Raw genomic sequence first — 13,950 nt, 5'->3', positions numbered from 1 at the left:
TCCCCACAAGGGGGAGGGGAGCACGTGGTGCATCATCCCAGGTTTGCGCGACCTCTCACACGGGGAGAGGCGCACCACCGATATGCTTGCCCTGTTGGCCGATCTCCGTCACATATCGACGTCCTTCGTCTGGAAAGCTCCCCGCAATGCTCGGTATCTCCCTTTTCGACCTTTCATGGCTGATCGTCGCCCTGCTCGGCGCAGGGGCGGTTACCGGGCTTCTGGCAGGAGTGTTCGGCGTCGGGGGCGGGGCGGTCGCGGTGCCGATCCTCTACGAGTTGTTCCGCTTCGTCGGTGTTCCCGAGGAAGTGCGGATGCCGCTCTGCGTCGGCACTTCGCTCGCGATCATCATTCCGACCTCGATCCGCTCCTTCAGGGCCCATCAGGCCAAGGGCGCGGTCGACATGTCGATCCTGCGGGTCTGGGCGGTGCCGGTGGTCGTCGGCGTGATCATGGGCAGCGTGATCGCCCGCTACGCGCCGGCCGACCTGTTCAAGACCGTCTTCGTCGTGGTGGCCGGAATCTCGGCAATCCGGCTTCTCTTCGGCAAGGATTCGTGGCGCTTCGGCACAGAGTTGCCCGGGAAGCCCGTCATGGTCGTCTATGGCTGGATCATTGGCGTCCTGTCGGCCCTCATGGGCATCGGCGGCGGGCAGCTCTCGAACCTGTTCATGACCTTCTACAACCGGCCCATCCACCAGGCGGTGGCGACCTCGTCGGGGCTCGGCATCCTGATCTCGATCCCCGGCGCCATCGGCTACATCTATGCGGGCTGGCCGCGCATGGCGGATTATCCCGACGTGGTCGCCCTCCAGCCGCCCCTGGCGCTGGGTTACATCTCGCTCGTCGGCTTCCTGCTGTTCATCCCCACCAGCGCCTGGCTGGCGCCGGTCGGCGCGCGGCTCGCCCATCGCCTGTCGAAGCGCAAGCTGGAGATCGCTTTCGGGATCTTCCTGCTGACGGTCTGCGCCCGCTTCTTCGTCAGCCTGCTGGCGTAACGTCCTTCGGCCGCAGGATCAGCCGGTTGCCGCGGACCTCGTAGGACGTGAGCCGCTCCAGAAAGCTCATGCCGAGCAGGTTGGCATGGAGCGCGCCCGAGCGGGTCACGAGGGCCGGCACGTCATGTTCCGTGATGGAGCCGATCGTGAGCGCGCGGAGCGTGACGGGCGCCGCCAGGGCGGAGCCGTTGGCAGTCGCGACCGGAACCGAGAAGCGCAGCTCCTCTTCGCTGAAGCCGAAATCGGCCGCATGCTCGGCCCGTAGGACCACGGTGCTCGCGCCAGTGTCGAAGACGAAGCGGGCCTCGCGCCCGTTGACCTTGCCGTTCAGGATGAAGCTCCCGTCGGTCCGCCGCGCCGCCACCACCTCGCCCTTGTCGGTCACCACCGCGCGCCCATCCGCGATGTCGCCGATGGCCCGGTCCAGAACCATCTGCAGATCGTCCCGCGCCGCATAGGTGACAAGCGCCGCCACGATCAGCCCACCGCTGATTGCCACCGCCTCGATTCCGTGGGTCCAGTGCCGTGAGAAGCCGTCCACGATGGCGGCCGCCATCAACAGGGAGCAGCCCGCGAAAGCGAGGAGCAGGGCGGTCTGGCCCGGGCTGAGCTCCGCCAGGGGCGCCTCGCCCATGGTGCCGGTCAGGAAGGCCGCGGCCAGGAGGGCGCTGCCCAGGACGCGGATGCCCGGCATCGTCACTCGCGCTCGCTCCCGTCGAGCGCGAAGGCCCGGCGCATGCGCTCGGGCAGCTCCGCCATGATGCGCAGCCGCTCGTCCTCGGTGAGGCGATACCAGTGCCCGATCTCGTCGCGCGTGCGGCCGCAGCCCTCGCACAGGCCGGTTTCGGGATCGAGGGTGCAGACGCGGATGCAGGGGCTGGAGACGCGGCTCATGATCTGATCATCATGTCGTTACGGACGAAGCGCGATCAAGAGGCCGATCAGCGCAGCGATCTCGGCGACCTGCTGGGCGGCGCCCGCGATGTCGCCGGTCTGCCCTTGGATATGGCGCTTGGCCAAACCCGCTAACGCGATGCCCGCGAGAGCTGCTGCAAGGACCATGGCGGCGATTCCGGCCGCTGGTAGCCCGGCGGCGAGGCCGAGGAGGAGCGCAAACCCTGCCGCGAGTGCTGCCGCGAGCCAAAAGCTCTCCCGGCCGAGGCGGCCTACCGCCTGGGCGGCGCCGTCGGGCCGGGCAGGCGGCAGAAACACCAGGGGCACGAGCCCCGCCACGCGGGACAGGGCGGCCGTGAGGAGAATCGCCCCCATGGCGGCGGAAAGCTCCACGCGCTCGGCGAGGGTCGCTAGCGCAGCGATGCGCAGGGCAAGGTCCAGCACCAGGGCGCAGGCGCCGAAGGAACCGATCAGGCTGTCCTTCATGATGGCGAGCCGCCGCTCCCGGGTTGAGCCGCCGAAGCTGTCGGCCGTGTCGGCGAGCCCGTCTTCGTGGAAGGCGCCCGTCGTGACCGTTGCGGCCGCGACCGAGAGGATCGCTGCGAGCCAGGGGCCGAGGCCAAGGCCAAGGGCGGCCGCGAAGGCGAGGGCGGGCAGGATTCCGAGCACGAGGCCTGCCAGGGGCAGCACCCGGATGATTCGTCCGAAATCCGGGAGCGTGTGCGGGTCGGCCTCCCAAGGCAGGACGGGCACCGGCAGGCGGGAATAGAAGCGCAGGGCTCGCGCCAGATCGGTGAAAAATTCCTGCCAAGGTTTCGGCGAAATGCCATCAGCCTGCTGCAATTGGTCGGACATAGCTTCACCCTCCACGGCTTGGCCGTTATAGGTCACGCCATCTCGTCTTCCGCAACGCCCATTCGGGCCGGAGCCCCCATGAGTGCCCCTGAGACCTCCCCGTTCGACGATATCCGGCGCCTGATTACCACCATGCCGGGGCCTGACGAGGCCGCGGTCGCGGCCGTGCGGGAGCGGGAGGCGCAGCTGACGAAGCCGGCCGGAAGCCTCGGCCGTCTCGAATGGCTCAACGAATGGCTCGCCGCCTGGCAGGGCAAGCCGCGTCCCACCGTGGACCGGCCCCTCGTCTGCGTCTTCGCCGGCAGCCACGGCGTGGCCGGACGGGGCGTCTCGGCCTATCCGTCCTCCGTGAACCGGCAGATGCTGGAAAACTTCTCGGCAGGCGGCGCCGCCATCAACCAGATCTGCGCCGGCCTCGGCCTCGGCTTCAAGGTTTTCGATCTCGCGGTGGACATGCCGACCGGGGACATCGTGGTCGAGCCCGCCATGGACGAGAAGGCCTGCGTCGCCACCATGGCGTTCGGCATGGAGGCCATTGCGGGCGGCACGGACCTGCTCGCCGTGGGCGAACTCGGCATCGGCAACACCACCACGGCGGCGGCGATCTATACGGCCCTCTATGGGGGCGAGGCCGCCCACTGGGTCGGGCGCGGCAGCGGTGTCGATGATGAGGGGCTCGCCCGCAAGGTTGTGGCCGTGGAGGAGGCGGTCGCGTTCCATCGCGATCACCTGAAGGATCCGCTCGAGATCCTGCGCCGCCTCGGCGGGCGCGAGATCGCCGCCATGGCGGGCGCGATCCTGGCCGCCCGCCTGCAGCACATCCCGGTGATCCTCGACGGCTACGTGTCCACCGCCGCGGCCGCGATCCTCCACGCCATCCACCCAGCGACCATCGACCATTGCGTCGCCGGCCACCTCTCGGCCGAGGGCGCCCACAGGGACGTGCTGGAGCGCCTGGGCAAAATCCCGCTCCTGGCCTTGGGGATGCGCCTCGGGGAGGGTAGCGGGGCTGCGCTCGCCATGGGGATTGTCAAAACTGCCGCTACGATACATCGTGATATGGCCACTTTCAGCCAAGCCGGTGTATCGGAGCGGTTGCCCTGAATGCCCTCACGTTTCGTTCGCCGACGTCTCAGACCCTCCCGACCCTATCTCGGGCTCACGTCCCTGGTTTTTGCGATCCTCCTGGCCGCCTGCGCCCGGATCCTGTTCGAGCCGAGCGGGCGGGAGGTTTCGGGCCGCGCCTTCGCGCTGGACGGGGACACGATCCGGATCGGCGAGAACCGGATCCGCCTCAAGGGGATCGATGCGCCTGAGCTCAATCAATCCTGCATGCGGAACGGAACTCCGATCCTGTGCGGCGAGAAGGCCCGCGATACCCTGCTCGGCATGATCCTCAACCGTCACGTGGAATGCCGGGTCTCCGGGCGCGACCGCTACCAGCGCCTGCTTGCCCGCTGTTTCGTGGACGGGGAGGATATCGGGGCGCGCATGGTGTCCGATGGCTTTGCGGTCGCCTATGGCGATTACCGTATCCTCGAGGCGAAGGCGCGCCTGCAGGGGAAGGGGATCTGGTCCACCACTTTCGACCGACCCCAGGAATGGCGGCGAAGCCATCTCTATTGACGGGCCTGCGCGACCTCGTGTCCTCGCCTGACGCCTTCACCGAGGCGGTTTCGATTCCCATCTGCCTGGAATGCCCCCTCCCGACGATTTTCATGCCGACGATTTTCATGCTCTCGCCCGCAAGCTCGAAGCCTGCCGCATCTGCCGCGATGCGCCCCGTCACGGCCCGGCGCTTCCCCATGAGCCGCGCCCGATCCTCCAGGGCAGCCCCACGGCGCGCCTCTGCATCGCGAGCCAGGCACCGGGGACCCGGGCCCATGCCAGCGGCATCCCCTTCTCGGACCGGTCCGGGGCGCGCCTGCGAGAGTGGCTCGGCCTCGATCCGCAGGCCTTCTACGACCCTGCCCAGGTCGCCATTGTGCCCATGGGCGCGTGCTTTCCGGGCCAGGACGCGAAGGGCGGCGACCTGCCCCCGCGCCGGGAATGCGCCGAAACGTGGCGCGCGCCGATCTTCGCGGCGCTGCCGAACCTCGAACTCGTCCTGCTGATCGGGCAATACGCCCAGGCCTGGCATCTGGGCGAGAATTTCCGTGACGGGCTCACGCAGACCGTGCGGCGCTGGCGCGAGATTCTCTCGGCTCCACAGCATCCGCGCATCCTGCCGCTGCCGCATCCCTCCTGGCGCAACAACGGCTGGCTCAGGAAGAATCCCTGGTTCGAGGCCGAGCTTTTGCCCGTGCTTCGCGACGAAGTCCGCTCTATGCTCGCGCGCGACGAAAAGGAGCCTGCCGCATGAGCCTGACCACCTTGCGCGTGACCACGGACGGACCCGTCGCCACCGTGATGCTCGCACGGCCCGACAAGCTGAATGCCCTCAACGCCACAAAGCACGCGGAGCTGCGCGACGTGCTCGCACGGTTCGCCGAGGATGACGCCGTCAAGGTCGTGGTGCTCACCGGGGAGGGACGCGCCTTTTCGTCCGGCCAGGACCTGACCGAGGACCTGCCCCGCGACGAGAAGGGCCGGGTCGATCTCGGGCCGCCTCTCGCACGCGACTACAATCCTCTGGTCCTCAGGCTCGCGAATTATCCCAAGCTCACAATCGCGGCTCTCAACGGTCCCGCGGTGGGCGCCTCCATGAACATCGCGCTCGCCTGCGACATCGTCGTGGCGGCACGCTCCGCCTATCTCCAGGAGGCTTTTTCCAGGATCGCCCTCGTGCCGGACGCAGGCGGCACCTGGATCCTGCCGCGTCTCGTGGGCCCGAAACGGGCGCTGGCGCTGATGCTTACGGCGGAGCAGGTCTCTGCCGAGGACGCCAAGGCCATGGGCCTCGTGTTCAAGGTCTTCGATGATGCGACCTTCCGGGAGGATGTCGCGGTCTTCGCGGCCGCTCTCGCCCGTGGTCCTGCGCTTGCTTACCGGCTGACCAAGCAGGCCCTCGCGCAGAGCCTCTCGAACGATCTGGAAGCCCAACTCGCCCTCGAGGCGGAACTGCAACGGGAGGCGGGCTTCAGCCGGGACTTCATGGAAGGCATCCGGGCCTTCCGCGAGAAACGCGCGCCGGCCTTCGAGGGCCGGTGAGGGGAGACTGCCATGCGGATCACCTACATCATCATCGGTCTTCTGGTTTTCAGCGCGTTCCTGACGATGCTCGTCTCGCAAGATCCCCAGAGATCCGCCGCCCTGACCCAGGCCTACCGGGACGCGGCCTTCACGGGCGAGACCCGCGAGATCGTCCTGGCCGTCCTCGCCCTCGGCATCGGCGGCTTCATCGTCTACCTGACCATGACGCGGCGGTAGCGGAACGTCGCGAGTTCTCATTTTGGAAGGCTGACGCTGCTGATCCTGTGGCAAAGCGCTGCTCTGATGCGCACGCTCAGCAGATTGTCTCTTGGTACGCAGCGGTTGGATGCGCTACCGGAAACTGATACTTCAGGGCTGAGGCTATAGAAGTAACTGATACTAAAAGATTATTTCTTTGAGGTCATGTCTTGCCAAGGACCTTTGCGCAATTCTGGCAGCAGGTACGCAGCTTCCGTAGCTTGCTCAAGTAAGCTTCTTGCCTAAAAGGCAAACGTTGATTATTGGACCTGTAATATCATTACAGGAACAGTCATGGCTATCATTTCGACAAACATCTCTGCGACCGGCGATTTGGCCCATGGATACGATATTCCCGATGGCGATGCAGTCACCGTATCGGCGGGGGTGACAGTTGCAGCGGGAGGTGCCGGTGCGGCCGGACTGCATGCAGCTGGTGCTGGTCACGCAACTCTGGGCGCCAGTGCCCGGGTCGTCAGCAGTTTGTCGGACGCGATCTCATTCGGGGGGAGTGGAACCGCGACCTTGAATGCGGGCAGCCTGGCTGTTGCAGCCCGGTATGGCATCTACTTTATGGCGGGCGATAACGCTCTTCAGAATCTCGGTTCGGTCGTCGCCGACAGCGCTATCCGCACGGATGGTCCTTCGCTGATTTTCAACGAAGGTTCGATGGTTGGCCGAAACGGCCACGGAGTCTGGATCGCTGGAAGCGGCGTCTCCCTGAACAACAGCGGCGTTATCCAGGGAAGTCACGCTGGCATTTTCGTGAGCGCAATGACGGGCTTCGTCTCGGTTGCAAACAGTGGGACGATTGTCGGCGGCGACCAGGGCGCTTTCGAGGTTGCCGATGGGACAGCTGCGGCCATGCTCACCAACCACGGCCGTCTTCTTGGGAACGCAACCTTCGGTAACGGAGACGATGTCTATGACGGTCGTGGCGGCAGCGTGACCGGCGTCATCTCTCTCAGCGGCGGAAGCGACCGCGCCTATGGTGGAGGAGGATTTGAAGCCTTCCTGGGCGGTGCCGGTGACGATACCATCGACGGAGGTGGCGGCAACGACGTTGCGGTCTATTCCGGCTCTCGTGTGGACTACGACATAAGCACCGTTGGCGCCGTGACGACCATCGTCGACAAGCGCGCCGGGCAGGACGGCAGCGACACCCTCAAGAACGTCAGGTTTGCAAAGTTCAACGGTGACAACTCGACTGTCGTCCTCATCAACTCCGCTCCAGATAGCGTGAAGCTATCAACCTCTGTTGTGGCGGAGACGGCGCAGATGAACACGGTGGTGGCGAGCCTCTCCGCCCACGATGCCGATGGCGATGCGCTTACCTACACACTCGTCGATCCAACCGGTACTTTCCGCCTCGATGGAACCTCTCTCGTGCTCGTCAAGCCGCTCGACTATGAGGCCGGGTTGCGACATTTCGACTTTACGGTCACGGCTCATGATCCTTACGGCCTTGCGGCCACTCAGAGCCTGTCGCTTGCAGTCACCAATGTGGTCGAAACCAATCCCCTGACCCTGATCGGTACAGCAGGCGTGGACTCACTTACGGGAGAGGCCGGGAATGATGTGATCCAGGGCCTTGCTGGCGACGATATTCTTCAAGGTGAGGCCGGGGACGATCGGCTCGACGGCGGAGCCGGCAAGGATATGCTCACCGGCGGAGCCGGCAAGGACGTGTTCGTGTTCACGACCAAATTCGACAAGAAGAGCAACTTCGACACGATCACGGATTTTTCTGTCGCAGACGACTCGATCTGGCTCGACAATGCACTCTTTAAGTCCAACAAGGCACTCTACACGGCGATCAAGAAGGGTACGGAGGCCAAGCCGTTGAAGATGGCGAGCAAGTTCTTCAGCCTCGACAAGGCGAAGGACAAGGACGATTTCGTCATCTATGACCGGAAGAAGGGAGTGCTCTATTATGACTCCGATGGCTCTGGCAGCCACAAGGCTATTGAGATCGCCACACTTAAGAAGGGCCTCAAGATGACCTACAAGGACTTCTTCTTCGTCTGAGAGCCAAGGCAGGGCGGGTCGATGGGCGTCCCATCCTCCCGGGGGCGTCCTTCGGGCTGGGGTCGTGGCATCGCCACGTCTCCAGGATATCAGGACCCACCTCTCCTTTCGGATCTCGGGAGCGCCTGAGGTCCATCTCCAATACTCTCGCCGGCACTGACTAAGTCGCCTTATGCGGAGAGCAGACGGGGGCCAAGTCGACCATACAGCAAGCCGACCATACAGATCGCAGCCTCGGTGCTAGGAATGCTCCGGCACTGGCACCGGAGCATTCGGCTTGATGCTCGACAGGACGAAGCTCGATCGCACATCGGCGACACCCGGCAGGGTAAGCAGCCGGTTCATGGTGAACTCCCCAAAACTCTCGATGTCCTTTGCGACCGCGTGGACGATCAGGTCGACTTCGCCAGCGAGCGCATGGCAGGCGATCACCTCTTCATAGTCCTTGAGCCGCTCCACCAGGCGGGTCCGCCAGCCCGGTTCCGATTGCTCGAGCTTGATGAACACGAAGGCCTCCACCTCGAAGCCCAGAGTCTTGCGGCTGACGATCGCCCGGTAGCCTTCGATCACGCCGTCATCTTCAAGCGCTTTGAGTCGCCGCAGGCAGGGGGAGGGGGCAAGCCCCACCTTGTCGGCCAGGGCCGCATTGGTGATGCGGCCCTCGCGCTGGAGCACGCGAAGGATGCGCCTGTCGGAGGGAGAGAGATGGCGGGGCATGGTTGTCTCACTTTGCGATCCTCAGGTCATTTTATGACCTCATGGGCGCAGATCCAGGGCGTCATGGGCGGAAAATGACCCTGGTCGGGTGATATCCTTGCTTTCATGGGATGGAGGAAACGTCCATGAACAGTGCCACCGGAAGCGACGATCCGCGCGACTACCTCGTCGAGCAGAGCTTCGAAAATTATACCGAGACCGACCACGCCACTTGGCGGACCCTCGCGACACGCCAGCGCGAGATCCTGAAAGGCCGTATCGCCAACCAGTTCCTGGAGGGGCTGGATCGGCTCGGAATCGGCCAGGAGGGCATTCCGGATTTCCGGGTCATGAACCGGCGCTTGCGCGAGGCGACCGGCTGGGAGGTGGTGGCGGTGCCCGGGCTCATTCCGGACCTCGCGTTCTTCCGTCTCCTAGCTGACCGGAAATTCCCGGCAGGCTTCTGGATCCGCAAGCCGGAGCAGATCGACTATATCGAGGAACCCGACATCTTCCATGATGTGTTCGGCCATGTGCCGCTGATCATGCAGCCGGTCTATGCGGATTACCTGGAGGCCTACGGCAAGGCGGGGCTCGTGGCCGCCGAGCACGGGGCCCTGAAGCGTCTGGCGCGGCTCTATTGGTACACGGTGGAGTTCGGCCTTGCCCAAACCCCGGATGGCCTGCGGATCGTGGGAGCGGGAATCGCCTCCTCGCCGGGCGAGACTATATTCGCACTTGAGAGCCAGTCACCCAACCGGGTCAGGTTCGATCTGGGGCGCGTGATGCGCACCCTTTATCGCATCGACGACTATCAGGAGACCTATTTCGTCCTCGACGGAGTTGAGGCCTGGCCGAGCCTCGATCTCGATCGGCTGATCCCACTTTGGCAGCACCTCGAGGGCCAGGACGACATCAAGCCTGGCGACCTCCAGCCTGAGGACGACGTTCTTGCACAGGGAGACGGGAGCTATCACGCGGCCAAAGCGAAATCCGCCGCCTGATCGTGCAAAAACCTCTCTGAATGGGGTAGACAGGGGCCGTGTCGTTTGTTACACGCACGGCCTCTTCGGCGAACAACGCGGCGCCGAATTCGCTTCGGCGACGGGTGTGTAGCTCAGTTGGTAGAGCAGCTGACTCTTAATCAGCGGGTCCAAGGTTCGAATCCTTGCACACCCACCATTTCTCTAAGAAAATCGCTGAATTTCCAGGCGGCCAGAGACGGCGACGTTTTTCAATGGTTCAGCTGGATAGGGGCTGTCTCGCTGCCCCGGTTCTCGGCGATTGAGCAATTTCTGTACGTTTCTTCAGCCGGCATTTTTCTTCTCCACGAAACCTGCATTTTCCAGGCTCCGAGGAGTGGCTCAACAGAGATCGGTTCGAACCCCGACCGGACATTGACGTCGCTGTCGTGGACGTGACGCTCATAACGAGTCAGCAGGGCAATCAAGTGGCCGTGTTGGCAGATAAGCCATGACCGCCTCCTGTCGAGGAGCGCACTCCGTCGATCAGAAATCGTCGTCCGGCCCGTCCGCGCAGCGATAGCCAACGAAGCATTGGGCCGTATCGTCGCTCGGCACATAGGCGGGCTCTGCATATTGGTCGACCTGGCAGTAGCGTGAATCCCGCACGAAGCGGCCATAGGTGTACTGGCCGGTGCTTAGAACGACCGCCCCTCGGGCGCTCACCAAAGCGCGGTCGGCGGCGCAGGGCCGACCTGTCGTCGATGGCCCGACCTGCGCGAATGCGCCCGTCGTGACAAGAACAAGACCGAGAGCGGCGATAAACCTGATCATGATGCCTCTCCTCTTCACGACATCACCTACTCATTGCTCGCCCGCACGAACCGAGGCATCGCCTCCAGTGACTGCCGGGTGGCGTTAGGCAGCATGATCTGACCGTCCTTCAGGGTGAACTGGCTGACGGGCACCGCCGTCAGATGCTCACCGAGTTCGAGGACGCCGCCCGTTCCGACGATGGCGTAGGTGGCCGTCTTGTCGGGCGCCACAATCAGGTCCACCACATGACCGACCCGCTCGCCGTTGTTGTTGTAGACCTGGCGCCCGAGGATCTGATCTTTCACGCTGAAGCCGCCGTAGAGGGTGCGCACGTCCACCGCCGCAACGCCGACCGTCGATGAGCCTGCCACCGGACCGACCCCGGCGCTGCCGGTCGTACTGGGGCCGGACGTAATCGAGGCGCTGTTCGGCGTCGACACGAGGCTGGCTTGGTCCGCCGCCGGACGTTCGTCAGCCCGTTCCACTTTCGGCGGCTTCCAGGTGCCGGTCAGGATCGATGGGTCGGTCTCCTTCGGCCAATAGAGGCGCAGCATCAAATTCATGTCGCCCTTTGGGGCCGGCAGCCAGTTGGCCTCCTTGCCGGCCCCGGGCGACTCGTTCTGGAGGTAGAGGTCGATGGACCCGTCGGGGTTCGACGTGAACTGGTTGCGCTGGCTCAGGGTGTAGCGGTTCATGGGATTAGCGACGAAGAAGAAGTTGGCGTCATACATGGTCAGCGACCAGAACGCCTCGACCGGCGGCAGTTGCCCCTTCTCAAAGTGGATCACGTACTTCTCGGCTCCCGTGAGCTTACGACCGGAGGCGTCGACACTGGTCGTGGGATAGACCGCATCCTGGGGCAGGTTGGCACCCAGCCCGAAGGCCGCCACCGTGGCGCGCTTCGCGTAGTCGGTCCCGTAGCGCCCCAAGGTCCTGGCGACCATCCAGCCGTTTTCGAGGGATCCCATGGTGCGGACGCCGCCGGCGATTTCCTCCCAGCCGGCCCGGTGCGCGCGCTCGGCCCCCTTGGCAATCTCCGGATCGAGCTGGCTCGTGTCGAAGGCGTGACCTGGCACAATGCCGATCTTGGCCATGCGGGCGAGCATCGGGGCGTCTTCCGCCGGAGGCGGGTTGTCTGTCATGAGTTGCGCCAGCAGGTTGAAGAACGGTCCAGGCTCGAGGCGGTTGACCTGCTTGCGCACGGCTGTCTTCATGTCGATGGCGTCGTCGATCTTGCCGGCCGCCGGCGTATAGGGCTTGCCGTAGGCGCTTAACGGCACGAGCTTGACCTGATCCTGGAGCGCCCAGACGGCCTTGTAGTCCTCCGGTGTGCCGGTGGAATAGATGCGGCCGAGGATCCAGACCATATCGGTCGGCGATTTGATCTCCTTCACACCGTCCGGCAGCGTGCCCTTCCAGTTCGGGCCAGTGATGGCATAGGTCTGCGGCCCGGTGCCGGTGGTGCGCTTGCCCGGGCTGGCGATGACGTTGGTCCAAGCGGACAGGATCGGGAACAGGAAGTAGCGCCCGTTCATATCGGGCAGGGAGAGAACATAGGGCTCCCGGCCGACATCCATGAAGCCGGAGGTGTAGAGGGTGTCGGCGTTCGGCGCGGTGATATCCCGGAAGGCGGATGTCGGGTACTCGCGCAGGCTGACGAGTTGACCCATCGGCGCGCGGTTTCCGCCCGGCTGGGCGACATTGGTGGTGACACGGCGGGTCATCTCCATGGTGACCAGCGGGTAACCGTAGACATAGGCATCCTTGGCGATGGCGAACGCCTCCTGCTCCTTCAGGCTCGTGGCGGACAGGCGGGGGCTTGCCTCGACCGGCTGCCCCCAGGAAGTGTTTCCCCCGAGAGACGTAAGGGCGGCTGCCATCAGGGCCGCCGCAGCGGTCTGGGACAAACGTAAGCGGGTCATGGGAGAGGCTCCTCTCGCGCCGGTCACGGCAGAACTGCCGACCATTGTGGACCTTAGGAGCTGAACTGCTTGATCGATGTGGACATTCGTTTGACGTTTTCGGACGCCGAAGTGAGTGTCGATGTACGGCGGGGCACGGTCCATAACCCGCCACTTGAAATCCCTGTCGGTGATCAGAACCTGGCGCTGATGCCGAGCACTGGGCCATGCACGAGCATGTCGAACCCGTAACGCTGCCGGCCCTCGCCCTGCGCATAGTCGACGGACAATGCCCGGTAGCCGATCACGCCCGAGAACGTGATGCCGTTGTAGGTGCCGAAGTCGAAGCTGTAGCCGCCGAAAGCCTGCCAGGAGAAGTCGCTCCCCACGCCGAAGCCGCCGATGTCGCCGCGCAGGAAGAGTTCGTGCCCCGGCGCCACTGCGTAGCGGATGCGTGCCCCGACGAGCGGATCGAGCCAGTCGACCGAACCGGACCGGGCGATGGCCCGTGCCCCGGCAATCACGAGATCGGCGGTCTGCACACCGGCGGCGATGCCCAGCGAGAGGTCGGCGGTCTGATGCCAGTAGCGGACTCCCCCGAGGACGTCGAAAGCCAGCGGCCCCGAGCGGGCCACCTCATAGGATGCACCGGCCTCGACGATGGCCATCTCGACATCCAGGTTGAGGGCGGCGCCGAGAGTTCCCGGCACACCGGGCGCCAGCGTGCGCGACCGGACCGTGCTCCGGTCCAAACCGATCTTGGTCCAGACCACGTCACCAAAGAGAGCCAGGGGACCATTGCGCAATTCTACGTCGCCCATGAGGGCGACCAGGCTGTCGCTCTTCTCGAGGATGTCGAGGAAACTCGCATTCACGCGTTCGGAGCGCCCGCGCACCGTCTGGGTGCCATTCAGCGAGATGATCCAGCCATAGGGCGTGAAGCGGAAGCTCCATGCGGGAGGCGCTGCGACTGGAGCTTCGACGGCAGCCGCGGGAGCGGGCGCAAGGTCGGCCGCGAGTGCCGTTCCGCCCATCGCGGTCAGGAAGCCGAAGGGGACGAAAAGGCCGTAACGCAGGCGGCGCAGGCGATGGCGCATGGGAGCTGTCCGTTCATTTTGGGAAGAGAAGGGTCATGCCGGCCCGCAGCCCCTGCGCCAGGACCATGTTGGGCAGCGCCGCCAGCGACGCGGCAGCGCCCAGCAGGATGGCTTGAGAGCGTCCCATGTGAACCTCCTCGAAAGTTGTCCATGATCTCAGGAACGCCACACGCCCGTGAGGGCGCGTGTCACATTCGAACATGGGCCGGCCGCGACGCCAGCGAGGGGCAGTACCGCCTCGGATGCTCATCCGAAAGGCAGCATATCGTCAATGACGATTAGGCGCGGTTCCCCTTCTGGAGTGCCCATCCTG

15 protein-coding genes, 1 tRNA gene and 1 pseudogene are annotated in these 13,950 nt (G+C 64.7%); 9 read left to right on the top strand and 8 right to left on the bottom strand.

Translation table 11 applies throughout. The annotated features are described in order from the left end of the window. Window positions 1-146: 146 nt before the first annotated feature. The gene (locus C4E04_RS13945) at window positions 147-998 is read left to right on the top strand and encodes a sulfite exporter TauE/SafE family protein (RefSeq protein ID WP_109598176.1); all 852 of its coding nucleotides are present in this window, start codon (window positions 147-149) and stop codon (window positions 996-998) included. Here C4E04_RS13945 and C4E04_RS13940 read toward each other — a convergent pair. The 3 genes from C4E04_RS13940 to cobS are packed head-to-tail and all read right to left on the bottom strand — an operon-like array spanning window position 982 to window position 2,747. Beyond that, the gene (locus tag C4E04_RS13940) at window positions 982-1,692 is read right to left on the bottom strand and encodes a TIGR02281 family clan AA aspartic protease (protein WP_109598174.1); all 711 of its coding nucleotides are present in this window, start codon (window positions 1,690-1,692) and stop codon (window positions 982-984) included. The two genes, C4E04_RS13945 and C4E04_RS13940, sit on opposite strands and share 17 nt — an antisense overlap. Window positions 1,693-1,694: 2 nt before the next feature. Further along, a complete protein-coding gene (locus C4E04_RS13935; RefSeq protein ID WP_109598172.1) occupies window positions 1,695-1,892 on the bottom strand; it encodes a DUF1289 domain-containing protein in 198 nt (65 codons plus the stop codon). A gap of 18 nt (window positions 1,893-1,910) precedes the next feature. Continuing rightward, a complete protein-coding gene (gene cobS / locus C4E04_RS13930; RefSeq protein WP_109598170.1) occupies window positions 1,911-2,747 on the bottom strand; it encodes an adenosylcobinamide-GDP ribazoletransferase in 837 nt (278 codons plus the stop codon). Between the two features lie 78 nt (window positions 2,748-2,825). Between cobS and cobT the strand changes: the two genes are divergently transcribed. The 6 genes from cobT (at window position 2,826) to C4E04_RS13900 (ending at window position 8,165) form a co-directional block, all read left to right on the top strand. Continuing rightward, window positions 2,826-3,851: a nicotinate-nucleotide--dimethylbenzimidazole phosphoribosyltransferase gene (cobT, locus tag C4E04_RS13925; RefSeq protein ID WP_109598167.1), complete on the top strand. Its 1,026-nt coding sequence runs from the start codon at window positions 2,826-2,828 to the stop codon at window positions 3,849-3,851. Beyond that, the gene (locus C4E04_RS13920; RefSeq protein WP_109598165.1) at window positions 3,852-4,373 is read left to right on the top strand and encodes a thermonuclease family protein; all 522 of its coding nucleotides are present in this window, start codon (window positions 3,852-3,854) and stop codon (window positions 4,371-4,373) included. 70 nt (window positions 4,374-4,443) lie between these two features. Beyond that, window positions 4,444-5,109: a uracil-DNA glycosylase family protein gene (locus tag C4E04_RS13915; protein WP_109598163.1), complete on the top strand. Its 666-nt coding sequence runs from the start codon at window positions 4,444-4,446 to the stop codon at window positions 5,107-5,109. After that, window positions 5,106-5,897 (top strand): enoyl-CoA hydratase-related protein, encoded by a 792-nt coding sequence (locus C4E04_RS13910; RefSeq protein ID WP_109598161.1) that lies wholly within the window; start codon window positions 5,106-5,108, stop codon window positions 5,895-5,897. The genes C4E04_RS13915 and C4E04_RS13910 overlap by 4 nt, the downstream gene beginning before the upstream one ends. Window positions 5,898-5,909: 12 nt before the next feature. After that, window positions 5,910-6,116: a hypothetical protein gene (locus tag C4E04_RS13905; RefSeq protein WP_109598159.1), complete on the top strand. Its 207-nt coding sequence runs from the start codon at window positions 5,910-5,912 to the stop codon at window positions 6,114-6,116. A 315-nt stretch (window positions 6,117-6,431) separates the two neighbouring features. After that, window positions 6,432-8,165 (top strand): Ig-like domain-containing protein, encoded by a 1,734-nt coding sequence (locus C4E04_RS13900; protein ID WP_162559401.1) that lies wholly within the window; start codon window positions 6,432-6,434, stop codon window positions 8,163-8,165. A gap of 240 nt (window positions 8,166-8,405) precedes the next feature. On the opposite strand, the gene C4E04_RS13895 is transcribed toward C4E04_RS13900, so the two are convergent. Further along, window positions 8,406-8,882: an Lrp/AsnC family transcriptional regulator gene (locus C4E04_RS13895; RefSeq protein WP_109598155.1), complete on the bottom strand. Its 477-nt coding sequence runs from the start codon at window positions 8,880-8,882 to the stop codon at window positions 8,406-8,408. Between the two features lie 125 nt (window positions 8,883-9,007). Between C4E04_RS13895 and phhA the strand changes: the two genes are divergently transcribed. Then, entirely contained in the window at window positions 9,008-9,865 is an 858-nt protein-coding gene (gene phhA / locus C4E04_RS13890) for a phenylalanine 4-monooxygenase (protein ID WP_109598153.1), read from the top strand. A gap of 102 nt (window positions 9,866-9,967) precedes the next feature. Further along, window positions 9,968-10,043, top strand: a tRNA-Lys gene (locus tag C4E04_RS13885). A gap of 326 nt (window positions 10,044-10,369) precedes the next feature. Here the strand turns inward: C4E04_RS13885 and C4E04_RS13880 are convergent. The 4 genes and pseudogenes from C4E04_RS13880 to C4E04_RS13870 form a co-directional block, all read right to left on the bottom strand. Continuing rightward, the gene (locus tag C4E04_RS13880; protein ID WP_109598150.1) at window positions 10,370-10,657 is read right to left on the bottom strand and encodes a hypothetical protein; all 288 of its coding nucleotides are present in this window, start codon (window positions 10,655-10,657) and stop codon (window positions 10,370-10,372) included. A gap of 26 nt (window positions 10,658-10,683) precedes the next feature. Beyond that, window positions 10,684-10,881 carry a hypothetical protein gene (locus C4E04_RS21460; protein WP_245416328.1) on the bottom strand — a complete coding sequence of 66 codons (198 nt, stop codon included), beginning with the start codon at window positions 10,879-10,881 and terminating at the stop codon, window positions 10,684-10,686. A 234-nt stretch (window positions 10,882-11,115) separates the two neighbouring features. After that, window positions 11,116-12,561: pseudogene (locus tag C4E04_RS13875) on the bottom strand (DUF1254 domain-containing protein); the annotation flags it as partial. A gap of 173 nt (window positions 12,562-12,734) precedes the next feature. Then, entirely contained in the window at window positions 12,735-13,637 is a 903-nt protein-coding gene (locus C4E04_RS13870; protein WP_210204575.1) for a hypothetical protein, read from the bottom strand. Window positions 13,638-13,950: the final 313 nt, after the last annotated feature.

It is taken from the genome of Microvirga sp. 17 mud 1-3 (assembly GCF_003151255.1).
GTDB lineage: Bacteria > Pseudomonadota > Alphaproteobacteria > Rhizobiales > Beijerinckiaceae > Microvirga.
This window is presented reverse-complemented; position numbering and strand designations above follow the sequence as displayed.

Bases quoted from the DNA above. Each gene is read 5' to 3' on its own strand.
- C4E04_RS13905 (WP_109598159.1), top strand. From the start codon at position 5,910: ATGCGGATCACCTACATCATCATCGGTCTTCTGGTTTTCAGCGCGTTC.
- C4E04_RS13900 (WP_162559401.1), top strand. From the start codon at position 6,432: ATGGCTATCATTTCGACAAACATCTCTGCGACCGGCGATTTGGCCCAT.
- C4E04_RS13910 (WP_109598161.1), top strand. From the start codon at position 5,106: ATGAGCCTGACCACCTTGCGCGTGACCACGGACGGACCCGTCGCCACC.
- cobS (WP_109598170.1), bottom strand. From the start codon at position 2,747: ATGTCCGACCAATTGCAGCAGGCTGATGGCATTTCGCCGAAACCTTGG.
- C4E04_RS13940 (WP_109598174.1), bottom strand. From the start codon at position 1,692: ATGCCGGGCATCCGCGTCCTGGGCAGCGCCCTCCTGGCCGCGGCCTTC.
- cobT (WP_109598167.1), top strand. From the start codon at position 2,826: ATGAGTGCCCCTGAGACCTCCCCGTTCGACGATATCCGGCGCCTGATT.
- C4E04_RS13895 (WP_109598155.1), bottom strand. From the start codon at position 8,882: ATGCCCCGCCATCTCTCTCCCTCCGACAGGCGCATCCTTCGCGTGCTC.
- C4E04_RS13935 (WP_109598172.1), bottom strand. From the start codon at position 1,892: ATGAGCCGCGTCTCCAGCCCCTGCATCCGCGTCTGCACCCTCGATCCC.
- C4E04_RS13945 (WP_109598176.1), top strand. From the start codon at position 147: ATGCTCGGTATCTCCCTTTTCGACCTTTCATGGCTGATCGTCGCCCTG.
- phhA (WP_109598153.1), top strand. From the start codon at position 9,008: ATGAACAGTGCCACCGGAAGCGACGATCCGCGCGACTACCTCGTCGAG.
- C4E04_RS13870 (WP_210204575.1), bottom strand. From the start codon at position 13,637: ATGCGCCATCGCCTGCGCCGCCTGCGTTACGGCCTTTTCGTCCCCTTC.
- C4E04_RS13880 (WP_109598150.1), bottom strand. From the start codon at position 10,657: ATGATCAGGTTTATCGCCGCTCTCGGTCTTGTTCTTGTCACGACGGGC.
- C4E04_RS13915 (WP_109598163.1), top strand. From the start codon at position 4,444: ATGCCCCCTCCCGACGATTTTCATGCCGACGATTTTCATGCTCTCGCC.
- C4E04_RS13920 (WP_109598165.1), top strand. From the start codon at position 3,852: ATGCCCTCACGTTTCGTTCGCCGACGTCTCAGACCCTCCCGACCCTAT.